The following is a 25997-nucleotide window of genomic DNA, read 5'->3' as shown; positions in this document are numbered from 1 at the left end:
ATAATGTCGCGAGACCGGAGACAAGGAAACCAGCGCGAGATGGATGAAGCCCGCGGCGAGAAAGTCGTGTTCCGCAGAAAGGACATCGTTCCGCTGCATGACCTGCCGTCCGCGCAGGCGCATGAGCCCATCGTGCTGCATGCAGTGGATGCGAGCCGCACCAGGATCGGCATGTGCCTGGCGGCCGCCATGGTCGCGCTCGTGCTTTTCATCGGTGCCATACTCGTCGGTCTCGTCGAGATGGGGACGTTCGACAACACCCTCAACGCGCGCGCCGTCGCGGCGCTCAACAAGGCGCTCGGGCCGCGCTATCGCGCTTCGGTGGAACACACCGTCGTGCGCCTCTCCGGCTTCGGCGGCCTTGCGCTCAAGGCGGAGGATGCGCGTATCGTCGAAGTCGAATCGGGCCTGGAACTTGCCACGACGGCCTCTGTCGATATCGTGCTCGACCCGACGGCACTTCTTTCCGGCCGCATCGCCGTTTCGAGGCTCGATGTGGATGGCGCGATGTTCAACGCGGCGCTCCTGCCGAAGAGCGCGCCTCTCGATCTCGCGTCCCTGCGGATTTCCGACGTGCCGGACTATCTCGAAACCACCTTCGAGCGCCTTGACGGCATCAGCCGTCTGATCGAGGCCAACGGTATGCAGACCGTACGCATCTCCGATCTCGGCGCGACTTTTCGCGGGCCGGACGGCAAGCCGGTCACGCTCGACGTCGCCAGCCTGCAATTCACCCGCGAGGGTGGCCAGAACATGTCGATCGACGGGCACTTCACAATCAACGGCGAACAGGGCGAGATCGATCTGACAACATCGGGCGCCGCCGGAGCCATCCGCGCGATCGATGGCGCGATTCGCAATGTCGACCTCGGTGATTTCATGCTGAGCCACGATCCGCAGGGCGCGGTTCATGCCGGCGTCGATACGGCTGCAGATGTCTCCATCAACGCCCAGCGTGAGGCAGGTGGGACGAAGCCTGCTCTCGGTCTCGACGTCAGGCTCGCTGCCGGTTCGGTCTATGGCGATGGCGTGGCGGCGGAGCTGCGCCCTTCCTCGGTGAAGGTCCGCTACAATTTCGAAAAGGGCTCGATCGAGCTTGCCTCGACGGATGCCAGTGTCGGTCAGTCGCTGTTTCCCTTCACGGGCGGCCTGATCGACCTTGACCGTGTCTCGGACCGGACGGAAAAGGGTTTTGCGATCGACCTCGTCTTCAGCAACGCCGTGACCCGGCCGGGCGACACGGGCGAAGCGCCGATCCGGTTCGACGCCAAGGTGAACGGCTACTACCTTGCCATGTCGAAGAGCCTGAGATTCGAGGAGATGGCGGTCGCGAGCGAAAAAGGCAGTATCGCCGGATCGCTTGCCTTGCAATTCGGCGACAAGGAGCCGGAAGTCAGCTTCGTGATGATCGCCAGCGAGCTGCAATCCGCTGCGGTCAAGCAGTTCTGGCCGTTCTGGATGGCGAAGACGGCGCGCGGCTGGGTGGCGAAGAACATTTTCGGCGGAACCGTCACCAACGGCCGCATTGAATTCTATCTTGCTGCCGGCCGAAAGCGTGAGCCGGGCGTACCGATGCATCTCACCGCCGACGAGCTGAAGATCGATTTCGACATCAAGGGTGCACGCATGAACATCGCCGGCGATATCCCGCCGCTGCGCGACACATCGGGTACGTTCCGCCTGCGCGGGCCGAGGACTGAGATCGGCATCACCGGGGGCACTGCTTACTTCCCCTCCGGCCGTTCGGTGGCGCTGACCGGCGGCACTTTCGTGCTGCCCGACAATTACACCAAGCCGCTGATGGCCGACATGGACATCGATGTGGCCGGCAATGCCGACTCCATCGCCGAACTTGTGACCTATCGACCCATCCGCGCACTTCCCGCGACGGGCTTTTCGCCGGAAGACTTCGGCGGCCTTGTCAAGGCGAAGGTCAAGGCGCATTTCGGCGTGATCTCCGCCCACAAGCCGCCACCGCCGCAATGGACGGCAACGCTCGACCTCGATGGCGTCGATGTGCACAAACCGATTGCCGGCCGCAACGTCACAGCGCTGCGCGGCGTGCTTACCATCGATCCGCAGCGGGCGAACCTCATGGCGAAGGCCGATATCGACGGTGTGACGCTCGATCTCGAACTGGTCGAACCCGTCAGCAAGACGGCCGGCATCGTGCGGCGGACCGTGCTGTCGGGCACGCTCGGCAACAGGGATCGGGGCAAGCTGCTTCCGGGCCTCGATGACATCGTCGAAGGTGACGTTTCCATCCGGATGGAACAGGAGGGCGACGGTCCGCGCACCGTTGAGGCGAATCTGGGGGGCGCTGCCGTTTCGGTGCCCTGGCTCGGCTGGACGAAGGGGGCGGGCATCGGCGGCAAGGTCACGCTGGTGGCGGAAACCAGAGACGGCGCGACACGCGTCTCCGATTTCCGTTTTAGCGGCGACGGTTTCAACGTGGCGGGCGCGCTGGTTTTCAACGGCGCGACGCTCGATTCCGCCAATTTCTCCTCCGTGAAACTCTCTGCCGACGATCGGTTCCGGCTGGTGGTCGACCGCAACAAGGCGGGGTACTCGGTTGCCGTGAATGGAGAATCGGCTGATGTCAGGTCAGTGTTGGCGCGCCTCAAGACGGCGAGGGGCGTTGGTGATGGCAAGAGCAAGCAGGGCGGGACGATCAAGGCCAAGCTCGCGCGGGCAGTCGGCTTCAATGGCGAAAGCCTCAACAATGTGAGCCTCAGCTATTCGACGGCCGGCGGCCGTATTTCGTCGATCGATCTTTCGGCCGTGACCGAAAACGGCGCTCCTGTCGTGGGCCAGATGGTGCAAAGCGGTGGCTCGGACGCCATCCAGTTGACGAGCGGCGATGCCGGCGCCGTCGCCCGCTTTGCCGATATCTACAGCCATATGCGCGGGGGCCTTTTGAACGTGCGCTTGCGCGAGACGACGAACAGCGGCTGGCGCGGTTCAGTCGATATCCGCGATTTCGCATTGGTCGGCGAAGAGCGGCTGCGGTCCCTGGTCTCCACCCCAACCGGCGGCGACGGGCGCAGCCTCAACGATGCGGTGCGCAAGGAAATCGACGTCAGCGCGGTCAGGTTCTCGCGCGGTTTTGCGCAGGTCCGTGTCGGCGGCGGGATGTTGTCGCTGGAAAACGGTGTGGTGCGTGGCGAGGCGGTGGGAGCGACGTTCCAGGGCGTGGTGCGCGATGCCAACGGCCAGACGGAGATGACCGGCACATTCATGCCGGCCTATGGTCTCAACCGGCTGTTTGCCGAACTTCCGATCATCGGCATCATCCTGGGCAACGGCAACGACCGTGGCCTGATCGGCATTACGTTCAAGCTGTCCGGGCCCTTTGAAAAGCCGCGTCTCACCATCAACCCGCTGTCGATCATCGCGCCGGGTGTGTTCCGCAACATCTTCGAGTTTCAATGAAAAAGGCCGCCCGAGGGCGGCCTTGATCATCAGCGTTGGCGCCTGCCTCAGGCCGGACGCACGAGAATGTGCTTCTTCTTGCCGAGCGACAGCTTGATGACGCCGTCGGCCGAAACGTCGGCCGTGCCGATCACCCGGCGCTCGTCGGAGATCGCGGTGTCGTTGATGCGCACGGCGCCGCCCTGCACATGGCGGCGGGCTTCGCCGTTCGACGCGGCGAGGCCCGCCTTGACGATCAGCGAGAGCAGGCCGATGCCGGCGTCGAGCTCACTCGTGGCAACATCTACTGACGGCAGGTTTTCGGCAATCGCGCCCTCCTCAAAGGTCTTGCGTGCCGTCTCGGCCGCCTGTTCGGCGTTCTGACGGCCGTGCAGCATGGCCGTCACCTCGGTCGCGAGGATCTTCTTCACCTCGTTGATCTCCGAACCGCCGAGCGCCGACAGGCGGGCGATTTCGTCCATCGGCAGGGTCGTGTAGAGCTTCAGGAAGCGCGAGACGTCGGCGTCTTCCGTGTTGCGCCAGTACTGCCAGAAATCATAGGCCGACAGCATCTCCGGGTTCAGCCAGATGGCGCCGGACAGAGACTTGCCCATCTTTGCGCCGGATGCGGTCGTAAGCAGCGGCGAGGTCATGGCGTAGAGCTGCGGCGTGCCCATGCGGTGACCGAGGTCGATGCCGTTGATGATGTTGCCCCACTGGTCGGAGCCGCCCATCTGCAGGCGCACGTCGTAGCGCTTGTTCAGCTCGACGAAGTCGTAGGCCTGCAGGATCATGTAGTTGAATTCGAGGAAGGACAGCGACTGCTCGCGGTCGAGGCGCGTCTTCACGCTGTCGAAGGACAGCATGCGGTTGACCGAGAAGTGACGACCGACATCGCGCAGGAATTCCAGGTAGTTGATGCCGAGCAGCCAGTCGGCATTGTTGATCATCAGCGCGTCCTTGGGACCGTCGCCGTAGGTCAGGTAGCTGGCGAACACCTTCTTGATGCTGGCGATATTGTCGTTGATGGTCTGCGGCGTCATCAGCTGGCGCGCATCATCCTTGAACGAGGGATCGCCGACCATGCCCGTGCCGCCGCCCATCAGCGAGATCGGGCGATGGCCGGTCTTCTGGAACCAATGCAACAGCATGATCTGGATGAGCCCGCCGGCATGGAGACTGGGCGCCGTCGGGTCGAAGCCGATATAGGCCGTCACGGTTTCCTTGGCCAGGAGGTCGTCGAGGCCGGTTTCATCGGAAATCTGGTGAATGAAACCGCGCTCTTTGAGCGTGCGAAGGAAATCGGATTTGAATTCGGACATGGCCTGTCTCTCTGGTGGGATTGTTTCGGGCGGGCATTTATCACCTTTAATGGGCATTATCACTTCAAAAGTGAGTCTGGAGCGAAGGACATGACGGGAATGCGAACGGCGATCGGCCTGATGAGTGGCACGAGCCTTGACGGTATCGATGTTGCGCTGCTGCGCACGGATGGCGAGAGCATCGTCGAGCGTGGCCCGTCGCTCGGGCGTTCCTATGAATCGGCCTTCCGTCGCCGGCTGCAAGGCGCACTGGAAACGGCCAAGGTGATCAAGGACCGAACGGAGCGCCCCGGCGACCTGCGCGAAATCGATCGGGAACTGACCCTGCGTCACGCCGAGGCCGTACGCACTCTGCTGGCCGAAAACGATCTGAAGCCTGCCGACATTGACGTCATCGGTTTCCATGGTCAGACCGTGCTGCACCGGCCCAACGACGCCCTGACGGTGCAACTGGGCGATGGCGGCTTGCTGGCCGACGAGACCGGCATCGACGTTGTCTACGACATGCGCGCCAACGATATGGTGCATGGCGGGCAGGGCGCGCCGCTCATCCCCGCCTATCACGCCGCGCTCGCCGCTGGTCTTTCCCAGGCAAGACGCGGGGCCGTGGTCTTCGTCAATATCGGCGGCATCTCCAATCTCACCTTTATCGGTAGCGGCGGCGAGAGGATCGTCGCTTTCGACAGCGGACCGGGCAATACGCTGATCGACCAATGGGTCGAGGCCCATGCCGGCATTCCCTATGATCAGGGCGGTATGATCGCCTCGGAAGGGCGGGTCAATGCCGATCTCGCTGGGCGCTATCTCGGCCATGCCTTCTTCACCGATCCGGTGCGCCGCTCACTCGACCGCAACGATTTTCGCCCGCCGGAAGGAAAAGAGGCGAGCCTGGAGGACGGCGCGCGCACGCTGGCACATGTTACGGCTGCGGCGATCCTGCGCTCCGCCCGGCATCTGCCGGAAAGGCCGAAACTCTATGTCGTCTGCGGTGGTGGGCGGCTCAACCGTGTCATCATGGACGACCTCGCGTCGCTGGCTCAGGTCGAGGAAGCCGAGGTCGTGGCGGCAGAAGCCGTCGATCTCAATGGGGACAGCATGGAGGCGGAAGCCTGGGCCTATCTGGCGGTGCGCTCGTTACGCGGCTTGCCTCTGACGTTTCCGGGAACCACCGGCGTCAAGGCGCCGGTGACGGGCGGCCTGCTGCGGAAATCTGGTATGGCCGGTTAACGCAATTTTTCCTGCCGCTCCCTAGCATTGCCAGCGATCATTCCGAGACGTGATGAACGGAATGGTCGTGGTGTATTGCGTAGGGTGGCCAATGAGCGGCGCAGGCTTCCTGCTGGCGGTGAATTTCCTCATCGCGCAGTGTTTCTTCATGTTTTTTCTGGCGGTCTCCACCCGGAGCCGCAATCGTATTGCTGCCCGCTGGTTTGCCGGCAGTTTTGCGGTCGCGTCGCTGTCTGCGATCTTCGAATTCCTCATCGCCTATATCCCGCCGGTGAGGCTCTGGGCACTCCTCGCCTTCGCCTCGATGCTCGCCGGCATGCTGATGTTGCGCATCGGTATCGGTCATCTCTACAATCTGAAGACCAATCGAACGGTTCTTGCCGGCATCTATCTCTGCTTCGTGGTGCTTGGTGCTTTCATCTATGACCTGCCGCGTGGCACGTTGCAGCATGCGCTGACCTATCAGACGCCCTTTGCGGTAGTGCTCGGCATGAGCGCCTGGGCCACCTGGCGGGCGCCGGTGAAGTCTTTTGTGAACCGGGCGCTTATCGTATTGCTGGTCGCCACCAGCCTGCATTTTATCCTGAAAGGTTTTGCCGCCGTGTTTGCCGGTGCAGGCGCGACGGCGAAAGACTATCTTGGCAGTCCGTTCGCGCTCGTTTCCCAGAGCATGGGCGCCGTGCTGATCGTCGCGGTCGGGCTGATGCTGCTATGCGTACTCGTCCTGGAAATCGTCGCCGACGAGAAGGTCAACGCCGAGGTGGATCCGCTTTCGGGCCTGTGCAACCGTCGCGGTTTCGACAACCGCGTCGATGCCCTGATGGCCCAAGCCGGGCCGCACAGCATTGTGATCTGCGACCTGGACCGTTTCAAATCGATCAACGACACCTATGGTCACCAGGGTGGCGACGCGGCGATCCGTGCCTTTGGCGAGATGTTGAATGCCGCAGCCCCGCAGGGCGCACTCGTCGCCCGCATCGGCGGCGAGGAATTCGTCCTGTTTTTGCCATGCACCGGCAAGGAAGCCGCTTTGTTGTTTGCCCATGCGCTGCGGGCGACGCGGTCCGTTTCGCCCGTTCCGGGCCTGCCGCCGGGCGTTCGCGTCACGGCAAGCTTCGGCGTGGCGGAAATCGGCCTGAACGAGCCGCTGCGTTTTGCCATGCGCCGCGCGGACGATGCCCTCTATGCCGCCAAGAATGCCGGGCGCGATTGCGTGCGCGAGGCCGAACCGCCGGCCGTGGTGCTGGAAGTCGTCAAACGCGTGAACTGAACCCAAAGAAAAAGCCCGATGGCAGGAACCACCGGGCTTTTTGCATTTTCGGTCTTCGGCCGGTCAGCGGATGCGCTTGGCCGCCGGTTCCGGGGTGAGTTCTCCGGCAAGGCGGCGGTCGAGGTAGTCCTCGCATTCCGCCATCAGCGTCTCGGTCTGGCCGTTGAAGAAGTGGTTTGCGCCCGGCACCGTGCGGTGCGTGATCAGGATGCCCTTCTGCGTCTTCAGCTTTTCCACGAGGCCGTTGACGTCCTTCTCGGGCGCCACCTTGTCGGCATCGCCGTTGATGATCAGGCCGGAGGACGGGCAGGGGGCGAGGAACGAGAAGTCATAGATATTCGGCTGCGGCGCAATCGACATGAAGCCTTCGATCTCCGGGCGGCGCATCAAAAGCTGCATGCCGATCCAGGCGCCGAAGGAATAACCGGCGACCCAGCAGCTCTTCGAATCGGGATGCAAGCTCTGCACCCAGTCGAGCGCGGAAGCCGCATCCGACAATTCGCCGGCACCATGATCGAATTCGCCCTGGCTGCGACCGATGCTGCGGAAATTGAAGCGCAGCGTCGTGAAACCGCGCTTCTGGAACATGTAGAAGAGCTGGTAGACGATCTGGTTGTTCATCGTGCCGCCGAACTGCGGGTGCGGGTGCAGCACGATGGCGATGGGGGCGTTCTTCTGCTTGGACGGCTGGTAACGGCCTTCGAGGCGACCGGCGGGTCCGTTGAAGATGATTTCGGGCATTCTTACTCCGGCAAGCTCGGGTCCGAAAACGGATTCTTGTCAACTGAAGTCTTGACGAAAGCAGTCAGCGTTTCTAGAACCTAGTTTAGAACCATTCGAAACTGTATCGGCGCCCGGTTGGCGCCATGCGTTTGGTGTCATAAGGCAAGCCCGACGGAAATTTCAAGGAAAATGCACGCTGCATTGAACTTGATTGCTCGGGTACGGATGAAGAATGACCAAAACGGAGCGGACATATCTGGACTGGAACGCCACGGCACCCCTGTTGCCGGCGGCGCGCGAAGCCGTTGTGTCCGCGCTCGATATGGTCGGCAATCCGTCCTCCGTCCACGGTGAGGGGCGGGCGCTGCGCATGCTGGTCGAAGCCGTGCGCCGGGATGTCGCCGCACTTGTCAATACCGCGCCTGCTCATGTCATTTTCACCAGCGGTGCGACGGAGGCGGCAAACCTCGTGCTGACGCCCAATTACCGCATGGGACGCACGCCGCTTGCCGTCGGCCATCTCTATGCCTCCGAAATCGAACATCCGGCGATCCGCGAGGGCGGGCGATTTTCCCGCGACGATGTCACGATGATTCCCGTCACCCGTGCCGGCATCGTCGATCTTGACGCATTGGACATACGCCTCAAGGCCCATGACAAGGCCAGGGGCCTGCCGATGGTCGCCGTCATGCTTGCCAACAACGAGACGGGCATTGTGCAGCCGGTCAGGGCGGTCGCGGACATCGTCCACCGTCACGGCGGCCTGCTCATCGTCGATGCCGTCCAGGCTGTCGGCCGCATGCCCGTGGATATCGAGGCGCTCGACGCTGATTTCCTGATCATATCCTCGCATAAGCTCGGCGGCCCGAAAGGCGTCGGCGCGCTGGTTTCGCGCGGTGAAGTCCTGATGCCGGTGCCGCTGATCCGTGGCGGCGGGCAGGAGAAGGGGCATCGTTCCGGCACGGAAAACCCGGCTGCACTCGCCGGCTTTGCCGCCGCCGCCCGCGCGGCCCTGGCCGATCTTGCCGAACGCAACGCCCGGATTTCCGGCCTGCGGGATGCGCTGGAAGACGGCATGCGGACGGCGACGAACGACGTGATCATTCATGGCGCGGAAGGAGAGCGGGTCGCGAACACCTCTTTCTTCAGCCTGCCGGGCCTGAAATCGGAAACCGGGCAGATCGCCTTCGATCTTGAGGGTATCGCGCTGTCGGCGGGATCGGCCTGCTCGTCCGGCAAGGTGGGGCAGAGCCATGTGCTGACGGCAATGGGGTTTGACGCGACCCTCGGCGGGCTCCGTGTCTCGCTTGGCCCGGACTCGACGGAAGCCGATGTGGAGCGTTTTCTGGCCGCCTTTTCGCGTGTCGTCTCGCGGCGGCGCGCGGCCTGAACGGAATCTTGCGGAAACTCAAGTTTTCGCTTGCCAAAAGGTGGGAAAACCGCCCTTTGGCGCTTACATAACCGGCGGGAGGACCCGCCACACGTTGACAAACTGCCGGACCTTGGATCCGGCGAGATTGGAGAACGATATGCCTGCGGTGCAGGAAACGATCGATCAGGTCCGTCAGATTGACGTCGACCAGTACAAATACGGCTTCGAAACGACCATCGAAATGGAAAAGGCCCCGAAGGGTCTTTCCGAAGAGATCATCCGTTTCATCTCGGCGAAGAAGAACGAACCCGACTGGATGCTCGAATGGCGCCTTGAGGCTTATCGCCGCTGGCTGACGCTTGAGGAGCCGACCTGGGCGCGCGTCGATTATCCGAAGATCGACTTCAACGACCTCTATTACTACGCTGCTCCGAAGAACCAGAGCGGCCCGAAGTCGATCGACGAGGTCGATCCCGAGCTTCTGAAGATGTACGAGAAGCTCGGCATTCCCTTGCGCGAGCAGGAAATCCTGGCCGGCGTGCAGACCTCGAAGATCGCCGTTGATGCCGTCTTCGATTCTGTTTCCGTCGTTACGACCTTCAAGGAAGAGCTGAAGAAGGCCGGCGTGATCTTCATGTCGATCTCGGAAGCCATCCGCGAACATCCAGAGCTGGTGAAGAAGTATCTCGGCACCGTCGTCCCGACGACCGACAACTACTATGCCACGCTGAATTCCGCGGTCTTCACCGACGGTTCCTTCGTCTTCGTGCCGAAGGGCGTTCGTTGCCCGATGGAACTGTCGACCTACTTCCGTATCAACGAGAAGAACACCGGCCAGTTCGAACGCACGCTGATCATCGCCGAAGACGGCGCCTATGTGTCCTATCTCGAAGGCTGCACCGCGCCGCAGCGCGACGAAAACCAGCTCCACGCTGCCGTCGTCGAACTGGTCGCGCTCGATGAGGCCGAGATCAAGTATTCCACCGTCCAGAACTGGTATCCGGGCGACAAGGAAGGCAAGGGCGGCATCTACAACTTCGTCACCAAGCGTGGCGATTGCCGCGGCAAGAATTCCAAGATCTCCTGGACGCAGGTCGAGACCGGCTCGGCGATCACCTGGAAGTACCCGTCCTGCATTCTGCGTGGCGATGGTTCGCGCGGCGAGTTCTACTCGATTGCCGTTTCCAACGGCTATCAGCAGATCGATAGCGGCACCAAGATGATTCACCTCGGCAAGAACACGTCGAGCCGAATCGTCTCCAAGGGCATTTCCGCCGGCTTCTCCAACAACACCTATCGCGGCCAGGTTTCGGCCCACCGCAAGGCGGAGAATGCGCGTAACTTCACCCAGTGCGACTCGCTTCTGATCGGCGACAAGTGCGGTGCGCATACCGTGCCCTATATCGAAGCGAAGAACGCGACGGCCCATTTCGAGCACGAGGCGACCACCTCGAAGATCTCGGAAGACCAGCTGTTCTACTGCCTGCAGCGCGGTATCCCGACGGAAGCGGCCATTGCGCTGATCGTCAACGGCTTCGTCAAGGAAGTCATTCAGGAACTGCCGATGGAATTCGCCGTCGAGGCGCAGAAGCTGATCGGCATCTCGCTGGAAGGTTCGGTCGGCTGATCGAGTGATGAATGCCCCGGCGGCTTCCGCCGGGTGGCCGGATGGCTTCCCGATGAAGTTCCCCGCGTGATCCGTTATATTAGCGGTGCGGTTCTCATCGGGAGAGACGACATGGATCCGGTCAATCTGACGTATTACGCCGTGGTTTGCGGTGGACTGGCAGCGTATGCGCCCAACGTTCGGAACGTGGCCATACGCACGGTGGTGGGGCTTTGCCTCGGCGGCTTTGCCGCCATGATGCTTCCGGTGGTCCATTTCTTCCTCGGCTTCTGAAACGAAGACGAGAGCGTTTGGACGCTCTGAACGCAGGACCAAGACACCATGCTGGAAATCAAGAATCTGCACGCTCGTATCGCCGAAGACGGCACCGAGATCATCCGTGGCCTGAACCTCACCGTGAAGGCCGGCGAAGTCGCCGCCATCATGGGCCCGAACGGCTCCGGCAAGTCGACGCTCTCCTACATCCTGTCCGGCCGCGAGGACTATGAAGTCACCGAAGGCGAGATCCTGTATAACGGTGAGAGCATTCTGGAGCTTGACCCGGCCGAACGCGCCGCCAAGGGTATCTTCCTGGCCTTCCAGTACCCGGTCGAAATCCCGGGCGTTGCCACCATGCAGTTCCTCAAGGTCGCGATGAACGAGCAGCGCAAGGCGCGCGGCGAAGCCGAACTGACGACGCCGGACTTCATGCGCCGCGTCAAGGAAGCCTCGGCCGAGCTGAAGATCGCACCGGAAATGCTGCGCCGTCCGCTGAACGTCGGTTTCTCCGGCGGTGAAAAGAAGCGCGCCGAAATCCTGCAGATGTCGCTGCTCGAGCCGAAGCTTTGCGTTCTCGACGAGACCGATTCCGGCCTCGACATCGACGCGCTGAAGATCGTCGCCGACGGCGTCAATGCGCTGCGTTCGCCTGACCGCGCCGTCATCGTCATCACCCACTACCAGCGCCTGCTCGACTACATCGTGCCGGATACGGTCCACGTCCTCTACAAGGGCCAGGTCATCAAGTCCGGCGACAAGACGCTGGCGCACGAGCTGGAAGCAAACGGCTACGCCGACATCATCGGTGCCGCTGCTGCCTGAAGCATCGTGAAGGAGTAATCTCATGAACATGCAGACAGGCATGAAGCTCTCGGTCGCCGAGACAGCGCTCTGCGAAGCCTATGACCACGCCATCGGCGAGCTGCCGGGCGACGGTTCGGTGCTGGCCGCGCGCGACACGCTGATCAGCGACTTTAAGGAAGCCGGCCTGCCGACGCGTCGCGTCGAGGCCTGGCACTATACCGACCTCAAGGCGCTGCTGCGCGCCGTGCCGGCTTTCGATCCAGCCGCCTCCGCCGCCAAGACCAGCCCGCTGGTCGAGGGTTCGACGGTTCTGTCGGTCGTCAACGGCCTTGCCGATGCCCGCGCAACGGTCGAGGGCGTGACGGTCCGTACCTTCAAGGATGCGCTGGCCGACGGCACCGCAGCCGAGGGCCTTGCTGCCCGCGATGGTGACGATGCGATTGGTCGTATCAACGGCTCGTTCGTGCGCGATGGTTTCGTGCTCGATGTCGCCGCCGGTACGGAGCTGGAAGCGCCGCTGGAAATCCAGACGGTGCAGAATGCCGGCCAGACGCATACGCGTTTCCCCGTCGCTTTCGGTGCTGGCGCCAAAGGTACTATCATCGAGCGCCACACCGCGGTCGGCGAGACTGCGGCTTTTGTCACGTCGATCAGCGATATCGCGCTCGGCGATGGCGCCGACATCACCTGGGTCATCCTGCAGACGCAGGGTGCCGCCGATACGCATCTCGGCCAGATCCGCATCACGCTCGGCGCGGATGCGCAGCTGCGCCTCTATGTGATCAATGCCGGCGGCAAGCTCGTGCGGCAGGAAATCCATGTCGTCGTGGCAGGCGAGGGCACGGACCTGAAGCTGCGCGGCATCAACCTGCTCGGCGGCGAGACGCACAATGACGTAACCTTCACGGTCGGTCATGACGTGCCGAACACGACGTCGACGGAAGTCATCCGCAACGTGATCTTCGATCGCGCCCGCGGCGTCTTCCAGGGCCAGATCCGGGTCGCTCCGGATGCCCAGAAGACCGACGCGAAGATGTCGTGCAACACGCTGCTGCTCTCCGACGAAGCCGACTTCTCCGCCAAGCCGGAGCTGGAAATCTTCGCCGACGACGTGCAGTGCGGCCACGGCGCGACCGTGATCGACATCGACCATGTCCAGCTCTTCTACCTGATGGCGCGCGGCATTCCGGAAAACAAGGCGCGCGCCATGCTGGTCAACGCCTTCGTCGCCGAGATCGTTGAAGAGCTTGAAGACGAGCCGCTGGTCGAGGCGCTGGAAGGCGTCATTGCCGCCTGGCTCGAAAAGCACGCGTAAGAAGGACCATTGAGATGGAACACGCTCCCGCAAAGGCCTATGACGTCGAGGCGATCCGCAAGGATTTCCCGATCCTGTCGAAGACGGTCTATGGCAAGCCGCTGGTCTATCTCGACAACGGCGCCTCGGCGCAGAAGCCGCAGTCGGTGATCGACGCGATCGCGCATGCCTATTCGAACGAATATGCCAATGTGCATCGCGGCCTTCACTTTCTGTCGAATGCTGCCACCGATGCCTATGAGGCGGCGCGCGAAAAGGTGCGCCGTTTCCTGAATGCCTCCTCGATCGACGAGATCATCTTCACGAAGTCCTCCACCGAGGCGATCAACACGGTCGCCTATGGCTACGGCATGCCGAAGCTGGGCGAAGGCGACGAGATCGTGCTGTCGATCATGGAGCACCACTCCAACATCGTGCCGTGGCATTTCATCCGCGAGCGGCAGGGCGCCAAACTGGTCTGGGCGCCGGTGGACGAGACGGGTGCGTTCCAGATCGAAGAATTCGAGAAATGCCTCACCGAGCGCACAAAGCTCATCGCCATCACGCATATGTCGAATGCGCTCGGCACCATCGTGCCGGTCAAGGAAGTCTGCCGTATTGCCCGTGCGCGCGGCATTCCGGTGCTGGTTGATGGTTCGCAGGGTGCGGTGCACATGCCGGTCGACGTGCGCGACATCGATTGCGACTGGTACGTGATGACCGGTCACAAGCTCTACGGCCCCTCGGGCATCGGCGTGCTCTACGGCAAGATGGACCGCCTGAAGGAGATGCGCCCCTTCCAGGGCGGCGGCGAGATGATCGTCGAGGTCACGGAAGATGTTGTCACCTACAACGACCCGCCGCACCGTTTCGAAGCCGGCACGCCGCCCATCGTGCAGGCGATCGGCCTTGGCCATGCGCTGGACTATATGGAAAAGATCGGCCGTGCGGCGATCTCGGCCCACGAGGCCGATCTGCGCGACTATGCCCATGAGCGGCTGTCTTCGATCAATTCGCTGAAGATTTTCGGCACGGCACCCGGCAAGGGCTCGATCTTCTCCTTCGAGCTGGAAGGCATCCATGCCCATGACGTGTCGATGGTCATCGACCGGGCAGGGGTTGCGGTGCGCGCCGGCACGCATTGTGCCCAGCCGCTCTTGAAACGCTTCGGCGTCACCTCCACATGCCGTGCATCGTTCGGCCTGTATAATACGCGCGCCGAGGTCGATGCCCTGGCCGACGCGCTCGACCACGCCCGCAAGTTTTTTGCCTGAGGAGTAGACCCATGTCCCTCGACGCAACCGAAGAAAAGGTGGATGTCCGCGACGGCATCGTTCATTCGGCGATCCCGGCCGATGAGCTCGCCCGCCTTTCCGACGACATCATTTCCGCGCTGAAGACGGTCTATGACCCGGAAATCCCGGCCGATATCTTCGAGCTCGGCCTGATCTACAAGATCGATATCGAAGACGACCGCATGGTCAAGATCGACATGACGCTGACCGCCCCCGGCTGCCCCGTTGCCGGCGAGATGCCGGGCTGGGTGGAAAACGCCGTCAGCGCCGTCGAGGGCGTCTCGGGTGTCGAGGTCAGGATGACCTTCGACCCGCCGTGGACGCCGGACCGCATGTCGGAAGAGGCGCAGGTCGCCGTTGGCTGGTATTGATCCTTTAATACCGGGACACTAGATTCGGATTCGGAAACCGTCGGGCCTTGAACCCGGCTGGTCGAAGGAGATACGGCCCATGGCCTTTGCAGTGATGACACTTACCGATGCGGCGGCCAGCCGCGTCAAGGCGATCGTCGATAATGCCGGTGGCGACGCCAAGGGCATCCGAGTCGGCATCAAGAAGGGCGGCTGCGCGGGGATGGAGTATTCCGTCGATCTCGTAAAAGAGCCCAACGCCAAGGACGACCTTATCGAGCGCAACGGCGCAAATGTCTGGGTTGCGCCGGAAGCGGTGCTCTATCTGCTCGGCACGCAGATGGATTTCGAAGTGACGACGCTGCGCTCCGGCTTCACCTTCCACAACCCGAACCAGACATCCGCCTGCGGCTGCGGCGAATCGGTCGAACTTAAGCCGGCCGACCTTGCAGCGCTCGCCGCGGCGGGCCAGCCGACGGTTCGCGCCTGAAATCACAGGGTGCAGGGACCGCAAATCCTTGCACCTTTTCATCGCCGAGAGTTTTGCCTAGTCTCCCCCCGCCGGCGCGTAAGCCGGCCATGTCGCAACGGGGAGAGAGCATGCGATGAACGGCTTTGCCGCCGCACTTTATCAAAACTTGCCGTTTCCCGTGCTCGTCGTCGATGCCGAAGCGCGCGTTGCGTCTTATAATGACGCCGCTGCGCGAACCTTCGGCTGGGGCAAGGATGGCAAGAAACCCTCCGATTCTCCTGTTTTCACAGATCCGGACACGGCGGTGCTGCTCTCTCACCGCGCCACGATGGGCCGGGAAAACGTGCACCCCTTTGCGTTTTTTCACGAAAACGGTTCGCAGTTCGAGGCGACAGCCCATGTCATTCCTGTCTCCGACGAAAACGCTCATCACTACGCGCTTCTGCTGCGCAGCCTTCTGAGCGGCGGTAGCCATGGCGAGCAGATCCTACTCGGCCAGCGCATCGCCTCCGCACTGGATACGATGAAAGAAGGATTTGCAATCTTCGATCAGGAAGAGCGCCTCGTCATGTTCAATCGCTCGTACAAGGAGCGGTGCGGAGCGGCACGCGATTCCGTGCGTGTCGGCGCGACGCTGGAGAGCATTGCGCGCGCGAGCATTCGGGCCGGGATGTTTCCCGGCATTGTCGAGGGCACGCCCGAGGCCGAAACGATGGTGCGCGAGCGCCTCGAAAGCCACCGTCAGACCGACAGCGGCGGCAGTGTGTTCGAATTCGGCAAGGACCGCTGGATCCGCGGAGAAAGCCATGTCGCCGAGACCGGCGACATCGTCGCATTGCGCGTCGACATATCGGAACTGAAGCGTACCGAGGCGGCGTTGGAGGAGAAACGACGCGACTACCTCTCGCTGCTGCAGATCCTGCCCGACATGATCCTGCGCTTCGACCGCAACCTTTCCATCCGCTTTGCCAACGACAAATACGCCGCCCATGTCGGCTCGACGACCGATGAGCTTCTCGGCCGCTACTTGCCGGATGTCGCCTGCGCGCCCGAGCAGACGGCTGACCTCATGAGTGTCGCGAATTATACGCGCGACGCCCCTGTGCGCTCGCTCGAGGTTTGCACCGAAGGGCCGGACGGGCAGCAGGAATGGATGTTCTGGACCGCCGTCGCGATCTTCGATGACGACGGTGTCGCCGAGATCGTCTGCGTTGGCCGCGACATCACAGAGGCCAAGCGCCAGCAGCAGCAGGTGGAAGCCCAGACGAACGAGCTGCGGCGCAAGAACGAGGCGCTCGACCAGTTCACGGCCACGGTATCCCACGATCTGAAGGCGCCGCTGCGCCATCTCTCGATGTTCGCCGAGATGATTTCCGAGGATCTGCATCGCGGTGAGCACGACGAATTGGTGCACTATGCCGACCATGTTCGCAAGAGTGCCGCGCGCATGCGGCGCATCATCGACAGCCTGCTCGAATTCTCGCAGATCGCCTATCGCATCACCACACCGAGGCCTGTCGGTCTCTCTGATGTCGTACGCGACGCACTGGTGCTGCTCGAAACCCACGTGCAGGAGGCGAGCGGCACGGTCGAGGTCGCTGCGCTGCCGGAGATCATGGGTGATCACGAGCTTCTAAAGCGCCTTGCGCAGAATCTGATCGGCAATGCCCTGAAATACCGCAAGCCCGGTGAGGCACCCGTTGTGCGTGTCTACTGCCGGGAAACGGAGAGGGGTGTCGATCTCGTCGTCGAGGACGATGGAATCGGCATCGATCCCCAGCATGTCGGACGGATTTTCGAAGTCTTTCAGCGGCTTCACCGGGATGAAACGGTTTATCAGGGCACAGGCGTCGGCCTGGCGCTCGCGCGTCGGATCGTTGAAAGTCACAACGGTGTGATCGCGCTTGACACGACCTATAGTCCGGGCGCACGCTTTATCGTGACGTTTCCGCAACCCGTAAAATCGAGGGGGAGCGATCGTGGTAAGCTTGGCTAGGAAGCTCATCGTCGTCGACGACGATCCGGTTGATGTGCGCTTTGTGATGCGCGCCTTCAGCGATGCCGGCAGCGCCATCGAGATCACTCATGTCGCCGATGCGGACATGGCGAGCGATCGCCTCGCGACGGAAGCCTTTGACTACATCCTGCTCGATATCAACATGCCCGGCACCAACGGCATGGAGCTTCTGAAGCGTTTGCGTGGCGATGCGCGCACGGCGGTGACGCCGGTCATCATGCTGTCGTCCTCTTCGAATACGGCTGATGTCAACCGCGCCTATGAGAACGGCGCCAATGCCTATGCGGTGAAACCGTCGACGCTCAGCGGCTACCGGGATTTCGCCGAGGGCTTTACCCGCTTTTGGGTGGACGTCGCCGTTTCGCCCTGACCAGTCCCTGCCCGAAAATGAAAAGCCCCGGCCGATGGGATCGGCCGGGGCAAGCATTTTTGTGTGCCGTTACTCGGCAGCGTCCGCATAATCCTCGAGCGGCGGGCAAGAGCAGACGAGGTTTCGGTCGCCGTAGACGTTGTCCACGCGGTTGACCGGCGACCAGTACTTGTCGACGCGGAAGGCGCCCGGCGGGTAGCAGGCCTGCTCGCGCGAATAGGGACGATCCCACTCGCCGACGAGGTCTTCCACCGTGTGCGGGGCATTCTTGAGCGGGTTGTTCTCCCGGTCCATCCGGCCTTCTTCGATGGCACGGGCTTCCTCGCGGATCGACAGCATCGCGTCGCAGAAACGGTCAAGTTCCGCCTTGGTTTCCGATTCCGTCGGTTCGATCATCAGCGTGCCGGCGACTGGCCAGCTCATGGTCGGGGCATGGAAGCCGCTGTCAATGAGGCGCTTGGCGACGTCGTCGACGGTCACGCCGGCGCTGTCGACCAGCGGGCGCGTGTCGATGATGCACTCATGCGCAACGCGGCCCTTTGAGGACTTGTAAAGCACGTCATAGGCGCCCTTCAGGCGGGCGGCGATGTAGTTGGCGTTGAGGATCGCCACTTTGGTCGCCTGCGTCAGGCCCGCGCCGCCCATCATCAGGCAGTAGCTCCAGGATATCGGCAGGATGGAGGCCGAGCCGAAGGGCGCCGCCGAAACCGCGCCGGCTTCGCCGGTCGTCGGGTTCGTCGGCAGGAAAGGCGCGAGATGCGCCTTGACGCCGATCGGGCCCATGCCGGGACCACCGCCGCCATGCGGGATGCAGAAGGTCTTGTGCAGGTTGAGGTGGCTGACGTCGCCGCCGATGTCGCCGGGGCGGGCAAGGCCCACCATGGCATTCATGTTGGCGCCGTCCATATAGACCTGGCCGCCATGCTTGTGCACGATGTCGCAAACCTCGCGCACGTTTTCTTCAAAGACGCCGTGCGTGGAAGGGTAGGTGATCATGCAGCAGGACAGATTGTCCGCATGGCTCTCGGCCTTGGCGCGGAAATCATCCATGTCGATGTCGCCATTGTCCGACACCTTCACGACGACGACCTTCATGCCGACCATCTGGGCCGAGGCCGGGTTGGTGCCGTGCGCGGAGGTCGGGATCAAGCAGACGTCACGATGGGTGTCGCCATTGGCGAGGTGATAGGCGCGGATCGTCAGAAGGCCGGCATATTCACCCTGGGCACCGGAATTCGGCTGCATGGACAGCGCGTCATAGCCCGTGATGTCGCAGAGTTTTTGCGACAGGTCCTCGATCAGGTGGCGATAGCCCAGCGCCTGGTCGGCGGGAACGAAGGGATGGATCTCCGAAAATTCCGGCCAGGTGATCGGCAGCATTTCCGCCGTGGCGTTGAGCTTCATCGTGCAGGAACCGAGCGGGATCATCGAGCGGTCGAGCGCCAGGTCGCGGTCCGAGAGCCGGCGGATGTAGCGCGTCATCTCGCTTTCGGCGCGGTTCATGTGGAAGATCGGATGCGTCAGGTATTCGCTGGTGCGCAGAAGGTCTTCCGGCAGCCGGTAACCCGGCTCGAACTCCGCCACCTCGAAATCACCGCCGAAGGCGCGCCAGACGGCTTCCAGCGTGACGGGGCGCGAGCGCTCGTCGAGGCTGATGCCGATGCGGTCGTCGCCGATCTTGCGGAGATTGACCTCTTCCGCGACGGCCGTCTTCAGGATGATGCCCTGCAGCTTGCCGACATGGACGGTGATCGTGTCGAAGAACACTTCCGGCTCGACGGTATAGCCGAGCTTTTCAAGACCCATGGCGAGACGCACAGTTTTCTGGTGCACGCTCTGCGAGATGGCCTTCAAGCCCTGCGGACCGTGGAAAACCGCATACATCGAGGCCATGACGGCGAGCAGCACCTGCGCGGTGCAAATGTTCGACGTCGCCTTTTCGCGGCGGATGTGCTGTTCGCGCGTCTGCAGCGACAGGCGATAGGCGCGGTTGCCACGGGCATCGATGGAGACGCCGACGAGACGGCCGGGCATGGAGCGCTTGTAGGCGTCCTTGACGGCCATGTAGGCGGCATGCGGACCGCCGTATCCGACCGGCACGCCGAAGCGCTGCGTGCAGCCGATGGCGATGTCGGCATTCATGTCGCCTGGCGACTTGAGCAGCGCCAGCGCCAGCGGGTCGGCGGCGATCACGGCGATCGCGCCGGTCTGGTGCAGACGGGCGATCAGGCCGGTGAAATCGCGCACATGGCCGTAGGTGCCCGGATACTGGAAGATCGCGCCGAAAACATCGACCGGATCAAGATCGGTGAAGGGATCGCCGACGACGATGCTCCAGCCGAGCGGCTCGGAACGGGTCTTCAGGAGCGCGATGGTCTGCGGGTGGCAGTTCTCGTCGACGAAGAAGGTCTTGGCCTTGGACTTCGAGACACGCTCGGCCATGGCCATGGCTTCTGCGGCGGCGGTTGCTTCGTCGAGCAGCGAGGCATTCGCCACGTCGAGGCCCGTCAGGTCGCAGACCATGGTCTGATAGTTCAGCAGCGCTTCGAGGCGGCCCTGGCTGATTTCCGGCTGATAGGGCGTATAGGCCGTGTACCAGGCGGGGTTTTCCAGGATGGTGCGCTGGATGACCGGCGGCGTGATCGTGCCGTAGTAGCCCTGGCCGATCAGCGAGACGAGCTTCTTGTTGCGGCTGGCGGTCTCGCGCAGCTTGTCGAGCGCCTCGCGCTCGGTCATCGGCGCGCCCCATTCCAGCGGCTTTTCCTGGCGGATCGATTTCGGCACGGTGTCGTCGATCAGCGCGTCGAGGCTTGGATAACCGATCACCTTCAGCATCGCCTCCATCTCCTTCGGCGAGGGGCCGATATGGCGACGGTTGGCGAAGTCGTAGGGCTGGTAATCGGTAAAGGCAAAGTCCTTGGGGAGAGACATCAGCCGACAAGCTCCTTGTAGGCGGCTTCATCCATCAGGCCGTCGGCATCGGAAACATTGGCAAGCTTCAGCTTGAAGAACCAGCCGGCGCCCTGCGGATCGCTGTTGACGAGAGAGGGATCGGCGGTGATCGCCTCGTTGACTTCGACGATTTCACCATCGAGTGGACAATAGACGTCGGAGGCCGCCTTCACGCTCTCGACAGTGGCTGCATCGCCGCCCTTTTCGAAGGTCGCGCCGACTTCGGGCAGTTCGACGAAGACGAGATCGCCGAGCTGTTCGGCGGCATGAACCGTAATGCCGACGGTCGCAACGCCGCCTTCGATCTTCAGCCACTCGTGTTCTTCGGTGAATTTCAGCATGTTTGTTCCTCTCTCGGAATGTTTTTGGTTGCGTGCGCCGGTGTCAGCGCTTGAAGGTGTTCTTGACGAAGGGCATGGCGGCGACGGTGACGGGCAGGAATTTGCCGCGCACGCCGGCATAGAGCTGCGTGCCGGGAGCAATCGCCGCCTTGGTCACGTAGCCCATGGCGACAGGGCCATCGACATTCGGACCGAAGCCGCCCGAGGTGACCGTGCCGACGACATCCTCGCCCTCGGGATCGGTGGCAAGTACGGCGCTGGCGCGCACGGGCGCACGGCCCTCGGCCCGCAGGCCGACGCGGCGGCGGGCCGCACCGTTTTCAAGCTGGTCGAGGATGACGGAAGCGCCCGGGAACCCGCCTTCACGCTCGCCGCCCTTGCGGCGAACCTTCTGGATCGCCCATTCGAGCGCGCCTTCCACCGGCGTGGTGCTGGTGTCGATATCGTTGCCGTAGAGGCAGAGGCCGGCTTCGAGGCGCAGCGAATCGCGGGCGCCGAGACCGATCGGCAGCACGTCCGGATGATCGAGCAGGCGGCGACAGACGGTTTCGGTAAGCGCTGCCGGAATGGAGATCTCGAAGCCGTCCTCACCGGTATAGCCGGAGCGTGAGACGATGCAGTCGGCGTCGTGCAGGTCGCAGGCGCGCACATCCATGAAGCGCATGGAGGAGATGTCGGCCCAAAGTTCGGCCAGGACCGATTCCGCATGCGGCCCCTGGAGGGCGACCAGCGCGCGGTCGTCATGCAGCGTCAGCTCGCAGACATCGCCGATCTTCGCCTGCATATAGGCGAAGTCCTGATCCTTGCAGGCGGCGTTGACGACCACATAAAAATGGTCGCCGCGGTTGGCGATCATCAGGTCGTCGAGGATACCGCCCTCGTCATTGGTGAAGAGCGCATAGCGCTGGCGGCCTTCGCCGAGGCCGACGACATCGACCGGCACCAGCGTTTCGAGCGCGCGGGCGGCGTCCGCATTGTCGCCGGAGCGGGCGCGCACGGTGACCTGGCCCATATGCGAGACGTCGAACAGGCCGGCGGCAGCACGGGTGTGCAGGTGCTCCTTCATCACGCCGGCCGTGTATTGCACCGGCATCTCGTAGCCAGCGAACGGCACCATGCGGCCGCCGAGCGATACGTTCAGCGCGTGAAGCGGTGTTTTCTTGAGTTCAGACGATCCGTCCAAAAGGCGCCCTCCAGTCCCTGGGCGCCCGATTACAAGGCGCCGGCTCACAATCAGGCGCAGTCGCGCCGTTCTCCTGAGCCCCCTCTGTCCCTTCGCCTGAGATTGTTATCCCTTCGGCGAGCGCTTGCGCGCTTCTCTCCAGAGTTATGACGGCACCTTGCTGGTCCTTTTGCCTGAGAGTTTCCGGGGCGGTTGCTCCTTCGGCACCGGCGCTGCCTCATCCAGAGGCGGCCGGCTTCTCCCAGCGAGGTTGGCTCCAGATAACGGTCTTGCCCGTGTTTTGGCAAGAGGTGGCGTCGCTGCCGAACACATTTTTGTCGTTCAGGGAAAGGAGCAAAGAAAAGGCCCCATGAGGGGCCTTAGTCGGTTGGAGGACGGCTGTAGTCCTTTAAAGGGGAGGATCAGGCGGGTTCGGCTTCCTGCTGAACAGGGGCGCCGTTCTCGTCATAAAGACGTTGCGCCTCCGCGACGGTCACTTGCGGCGTCATGCCGGGCGCGGTGATAAGGGCAAGCGCCAGTGCGGGCGGCTGTACGACGTTAAGCACCGCGATCACACGCGCATCGCCGCGGGTCTTCGCGTCCTCGCTCCAGGTCTGGATGCGCTGCTCGAAAAGGGTGTTCGCACGCGTCTGCATCTTCATGCCCTGCGAGGCATAGGCGGCGGTGGCGGGCGAAACTGTCACAATCTGAGTCATGGCGTTCAACGAGAGTTGGTTCAGGTTCGTGCAATTTATCATTTGCGCCTTTCGCGTGTGTGAAGCGCGGCGGTTGCATTTTCATCGACTTTTAACGATCTGTGCGAATTTCGGTCGGCCTTGCCTTTTCGGGGCAGTTTCCGTCATAAGAGGAGTGGAAATGCCGCCGGAATCGGCGGTAAAAGCAGATGCCGCCGATGGTGCGGGAGGACCGATGAAGCCGATTTTCGTGCAATTGCAATGCGCTCCAGGCAAGACCTACGAAGTCGCTGATGCGCTTTACGCTACGGAACTCATTTCGGAGCTCTATTCGACCAGCGGCGAATACGACCTGCTTCTCAAGGTCTATGTCGATAGCGAAGAGGATATCGGCAAGTTCATCAACGACCACGTCGCCTCCATTCCCGGTATCGTGCGTTCGCTGACCACTCTGACCTTCCGCGCGTTCTAAGACTGTTTCCCTCCGCCGGTTCTTGCGCTAAAGCACGGCGCAACGAAAGAAGGCTGACATGGCAGGCATCGAACACAGGCAAGTTGAGAGCGACGAGGCGGGCATGCGCCTCGACCGGTGGTTCAAGGTCCACTATCCGGGTCTCGGCTTCGGCCCGCTCCAGAAATTGCTGCGCTCCGGCCAGGTGCGCATCGACGGCGGCCGCGTCAAGAGCGACACCCGCGTGCAGCCGGGACAGATGATCCGCATCCCTCCGATGGAGGTGGATGCCAAGAAGGCCGGGCCGATCGCCGGCCGCGAGCTGAAGCATTCTTCGGATCACGAGCTGCTTTCCCGCATGCTGCTGCATGAGGATGAGAAGGTCATTGTGCTCAACAAGCCGGCCGGCATCGCCGTGCAGGGCGGTTCGGGCGTCAATCGCCATATCGACCAGATGCTCGAGGCCTGGACCAGCCCGAAGGGCGAGAAGCCGCGCCTCGTGCACCGGCTCGACCGCGACACGTCGGGCGTGCTCGTCATCGCCCGCACGCGCGGCGCGGCGCAGAAGCTGACGGCCGCCTTCCGCGAGCGTGATACCAAGAAGACCTACTGGTCGCTGGTGATGGGCGTGCCGAAGAAGCGCGAGGACAAGATTTCGACCTGGCTCGTCAAGGAACAGACGCCGGATGGTGACCGCATGCGCATCGCCAAGCACGGCGAGGATGGCGCCGACCACGCGGTTTCGTTCTACCGCATCATCGAGCAGGCTGCGCAAAACTATGCGTGGCTGGAAATGGAACCCTATACCGGCCGTACGCATCAGCTGCGCGTGCATGCCGCTCATATCGGTCATCCGATCATCGGCGATCCGAAATATTTCGAGGCCGACCTCAACTGGGCCTTTCCGGGCGGTGTGCAGAACCGTCTGCACCTCCATGCCCGCCGCATCGATATTCCGCATCCCAATGGCGGGCGCCTGCGTGTCACCGCGCCGCTGCCGCCGCATATGGTGCAGACCTGGAACCTGTTCGGCTTCGACCAGACCGCCGGGGACGAGGAAGACTGATGCGGCTCGCCCTGTTCGATTGCGACGGCACGCTGGTCGATAGCGCGCGGCTGATCCATGAGGTCATGGCCCGCACCTTCGTCGATTTCGGCCATGCGAGACCGGATATTTCCGAGACCAAGGCGATCATCGGGCTGACGCTCGACATCGCCATTGCCCGCATGCAGGGCAAGCCGCATGTCGACGAGGAGGCGCTGGCGATGACGGCGCATTACAAGGCGACCTACACCGGCGTGCGCGCCGAGCCCGGCTTCCAGGAGCCGCTGTTTGCCGGCATCGCCGAGATGATGGCGACGCTGGAGCGGCAGGACGACCTGCTGATCGGCGCCGTCACGGGAAAATCCCGTCGCGGCCTCGACCTGATCCGTGCCGCCCACGGTTTCGACAAGACCTTCTTCGTCTCGCGCACGGCGGATGATTGCCCGTCCAAGCCGCACCCCGCCATGGTGACGGAATGCTGCAGCGAAGCCGGCATCGATGCAGCCCGCACGGTTGTGATCGGCGACGCGATCTACGATATGCAGATGGCGAAGGCAGCCGGGGCAAAGGCCATCGGCGTTTCCTGGGGCTATGCAAGCGTGCCCGAACTGGTCGCGGCTGGCGCGGATCACATCCTGCGAACGCCCGCAGACCTTCTCGACTGGTTGGAGACTTTCTGATGCGTGACATCCTGAGCGATCTTTCCGATGCGATGAGCGATCCCGATCCGGTGCGCCGCGCGCAGATCCAGATGAAGCGGCCGCTGCCCAAGCGCTTCTACAAGGAGGTCTCGACCGACAAGGCGGAGGAGGGGTTCCGCATCCTTCTTGATGGTCGCCCGGTGCGAACACCCGGCAAGAAGCTGCTTGCCGCGCCGTCTCAGATGATTGCCGATCGTCTGAAAGCGGAATGGGATGCACAGGCGGAGGAAATCGACCCTGCGGCGATGCCGGTGACACGCCTCGTCAACACGGCCATCGATGGGGTTGCGGAAAATCTTGATGCCGTTTTCGATGAGATCGTGCGTTTTGCCGGCACGGACATGCTCTGCTACCGCGCGGACACGCCGGATGGTCTCGTCGCGCGCCAGCGCGATGGCTGGGATCCGGTCCTGCGCTGGGCTGCCGATGCCAAGGGCATCCGCTTCATCCTCGTCGAAGGCGTGATGCATCGGGAGCAGCCAGTTCCTGCCATCCAAGCCTTTGCCGCCGCACTCTCCGATTGGCGCGATCCGCTGGCGCTCGCCTGCGTGCACACCGTCACGACGTTGACCGGTTCGGCCTTGCTGGGCCTGGCCTTTGCCGAAGGCGTTGTCGATGCGGACAAGGTCTGGTTGCTTGCCCATATCGACGAGGACTGGCAGATCGAGCATTGGGGCACCGACGACGAGGCCTTCCATCGCCGCGAAATGCGTCGCAAGGAATTGGACGTCGCCGCTTCCGTGTTTTTCGACATGCCGCGCTGACCAGAGTTTTTTAAGATTCACGCCTCATTTTGGCGCTTCGTTCCAACAGCCATAGCCGACCCGTACAGAGTATC

Annotated in this window: 23 protein-coding genes and 1 riboswitch; of the genes, 17 read left to right on the top strand and 6 right to left on the bottom strand. The window is 62.6% G+C overall.

Annotated elements, in window-relative coordinates; genetic code table 11:
• The first annotated feature begins 39 nt into the window (after nt 1–39).
• Nucleotides 40–3432, top strand: a complete 3393-nt coding sequence (locus MUU55_RS01790) for a DUF3971 domain-containing protein (protein ID WP_244759050.1) — start codon at nt 40–42, stop codon at nt 3430–3432.
• Between the two features lie 47 nt (nt 3433–3479).
• Here MUU55_RS01790 and tyrS read toward each other — a convergent pair whose 3' ends face one another.
• Nucleotides 3480–4733 (bottom strand): tyrosine--tRNA ligase, encoded by a 1254-nt coding sequence (gene tyrS / locus MUU55_RS01785; protein WP_244759049.1) that lies wholly within the window; start codon nt 4731–4733, stop codon nt 3480–3482.
• Between the two features lie 90 nt (nt 4734–4823).
• Between tyrS and MUU55_RS01780 the strand changes: the two genes are divergently transcribed.
• Nucleotides 4824–5960 (top strand): anhydro-N-acetylmuramic acid kinase, encoded by a 1137-nt coding sequence (locus MUU55_RS01780; RefSeq protein ID WP_244759048.1) that lies wholly within the window; start codon nt 4824–4826, stop codon nt 5958–5960.
• A gap of 91 nt (nt 5961–6051) precedes the next feature.
• On the top strand, nt 6052–7230 hold the full coding sequence (locus MUU55_RS01775) for a GGDEF domain-containing protein (RefSeq protein ID WP_244759047.1): 1179 nt from the start codon (nt 6052–6054) through the stop codon (nt 7228–7230).
• 63 nt (nt 7231–7293) lie between these two features.
• Here the strand turns inward: MUU55_RS01775 and MUU55_RS01770 are convergent, their stop codons facing one another.
• Nucleotides 7294–7971, bottom strand: coding sequence for an alpha/beta hydrolase (locus MUU55_RS01770; protein WP_244759046.1), 678 nt, complete (start codon nt 7969–7971; stop codon nt 7294–7296).
• A 214-nt stretch (nt 7972–8185) separates the two neighbouring features.
• Here MUU55_RS01770 and MUU55_RS01765 point away from each other — a divergent pair, with 214 nt between their 5' ends.
• The 10 genes from MUU55_RS01765 (at nt 8186) to MUU55_RS01720 (ending at nt 17812) form a co-directional block, all read left to right on the top strand.
• Nucleotides 8186–9343, top strand: a complete 1158-nt coding sequence (locus tag MUU55_RS01765) for a cysteine desulfurase family protein (protein ID WP_244759045.1) — start codon at nt 8186–8188, stop codon at nt 9341–9343.
• A 139-nt stretch (nt 9344–9482) separates the two neighbouring features.
• Nucleotides 9483–10952 carry a Fe-S cluster assembly protein SufB gene (sufB, locus tag MUU55_RS01760; RefSeq protein ID WP_244759044.1) on the top strand — a complete coding sequence of 490 codons (1470 nt, stop codon included), beginning with the start codon at nt 9483–9485 and terminating at the stop codon, nt 10950–10952.
• 111 nt (nt 10953–11063) lie between these two features.
• Nucleotides 11064–11225 (top strand): hypothetical protein, encoded by a 162-nt coding sequence (locus MUU55_RS01755; protein ID WP_244759043.1) that lies wholly within the window; start codon nt 11064–11066, stop codon nt 11223–11225.
• Nucleotides 11226–11273: 48 nt separating this feature from the next.
• A complete protein-coding gene (gene sufC, locus MUU55_RS01750) occupies nt 11274–12032 on the top strand; it encodes a Fe-S cluster assembly ATPase SufC (protein ID WP_117366171.1) in 759 nt (252 codons plus the stop codon).
• Between the two features lie 22 nt (nt 12033–12054).
• The gene (sufD, locus tag MUU55_RS01745; RefSeq protein ID WP_244759042.1) at nt 12055–13329 is read left to right on the top strand and encodes a Fe-S cluster assembly protein SufD; all 1275 of its coding nucleotides are present in this window, start codon (nt 12055–12057) and stop codon (nt 13327–13329) included.
• Nucleotides 13330–13343: 14 nt separating this feature from the next.
• On the top strand, nt 13344–14582 hold the full coding sequence (locus MUU55_RS01740) for a cysteine desulfurase (RefSeq protein WP_244759041.1): 1239 nt from the start codon (nt 13344–13346) through the stop codon (nt 14580–14582).
• 11 nt (nt 14583–14593) lie between these two features.
• Nucleotides 14594–14974, top strand: coding sequence for an SUF system Fe-S cluster assembly protein (locus MUU55_RS01735; protein WP_244759040.1), 381 nt, complete (start codon nt 14594–14596; stop codon nt 14972–14974).
• 79 nt (nt 14975–15053) lie between these two features.
• On the top strand, nt 15054–15443 hold the full coding sequence (sufA, locus tag MUU55_RS01730; RefSeq protein WP_244759039.1) for a Fe-S cluster assembly scaffold SufA: 390 nt from the start codon (nt 15054–15056) through the stop codon (nt 15441–15443).
• A gap of 115 nt (nt 15444–15558) precedes the next feature.
• Complete coding sequence (locus MUU55_RS01725; RefSeq protein ID WP_244759038.1) at nt 15559–17421, top strand: ATP-binding protein; 1863 nt, start codon at nt 15559–15561, stop codon at nt 17419–17421.
• Complete coding sequence (locus MUU55_RS01720; RefSeq protein WP_244759037.1) at nt 17405–17812, top strand: response regulator; 408 nt, start codon at nt 17405–17407, stop codon at nt 17810–17812. Before MUU55_RS01725 ends, MUU55_RS01720 begins: the two co-directional genes overlap by 17 nt.
• A 69-nt stretch (nt 17813–17881) precedes the next feature.
• Here the strand turns inward: MUU55_RS01720 and gcvP are convergent, their stop codons facing one another.
• From gcvP to MUU55_RS01700, 4 genes are all read right to left on the bottom strand, one after another.
• Complete coding sequence (gene gcvP, locus MUU55_RS01715; protein WP_244759036.1) at nt 17882–20743, bottom strand: aminomethyl-transferring glycine dehydrogenase; 2862 nt, start codon at nt 20741–20743, stop codon at nt 17882–17884.
• Entirely contained in the window at nt 20743–21105 is a 363-nt protein-coding gene (gcvH, locus tag MUU55_RS01710; protein WP_244759035.1) for a glycine cleavage system protein GcvH, read from the bottom strand. The genes gcvP and gcvH overlap by 1 nt, the downstream gene beginning before the upstream one ends.
• Nucleotides 21106–21148: 43 nt before the next feature.
• The gene (gcvT, locus tag MUU55_RS01705; RefSeq protein WP_244759034.1) at nt 21149–22288 is read right to left on the bottom strand and encodes a glycine cleavage system aminomethyltransferase GcvT; all 1140 of its coding nucleotides are present in this window, start codon (nt 22286–22288) and stop codon (nt 21149–21151) included.
• Between the two features lie 151 nt (nt 22289–22439).
• A riboswitch (glycine riboswitch) is annotated at nt 22440–22542 on the bottom strand.
• Nucleotides 22543–22689: 147 nt separating this feature from the next.
• Nucleotides 22690–22971, bottom strand: coding sequence for a hypothetical protein (locus MUU55_RS01700; protein WP_244759033.1), 282 nt, complete (start codon nt 22969–22971; stop codon nt 22690–22692).
• A gap of 226 nt (nt 22972–23197) precedes the next feature.
• Here MUU55_RS01700 and MUU55_RS01695 point away from each other — a divergent pair, with 226 nt between their 5' ends.
• Genes MUU55_RS01695 through MUU55_RS01680 form a run of 4 tightly spaced genes read left to right on the top strand, consistent with a single transcriptional unit; the run spans nt 23198 to nt 25923 of the window.
• The gene (locus MUU55_RS01695) at nt 23198–23434 is read left to right on the top strand and encodes an Lrp/AsnC ligand binding domain-containing protein (protein WP_117366160.1); all 237 of its coding nucleotides are present in this window, start codon (nt 23198–23200) and stop codon (nt 23432–23434) included.
• Nucleotides 23435–23492: 58 nt separating this feature from the next.
• Nucleotides 23493–24479, top strand: coding sequence for an RluA family pseudouridine synthase (locus tag MUU55_RS01690; protein ID WP_244759032.1), 987 nt, complete (start codon nt 23493–23495; stop codon nt 24477–24479).
• Nucleotides 24479–25138, top strand: coding sequence for an HAD-IA family hydrolase (locus MUU55_RS01685; protein WP_244759031.1), 660 nt, complete (start codon nt 24479–24481; stop codon nt 25136–25138). The genes MUU55_RS01690 and MUU55_RS01685 overlap by 1 nt, the downstream gene beginning before the upstream one ends.
• Nucleotides 25138–25923 carry an ATP12 family chaperone protein gene (locus MUU55_RS01680; protein WP_244759030.1) on the top strand — a complete coding sequence of 262 codons (786 nt, stop codon included), beginning with the start codon at nt 25138–25140 and terminating at the stop codon, nt 25921–25923. Before MUU55_RS01685 ends, MUU55_RS01680 begins: the two co-directional genes overlap by 1 nt.
• The last annotated feature ends 74 nt before the right edge of the window (nt 25924–25997 follow it).

The organism is Shinella curvata (genome assembly GCF_022899935.1).
GTDB lineage: Bacteria > Pseudomonadota > Alphaproteobacteria > Rhizobiales > Rhizobiaceae > Shinella > Shinella curvata.
This window is presented reverse-complemented; position numbering and strand designations above follow the sequence as displayed.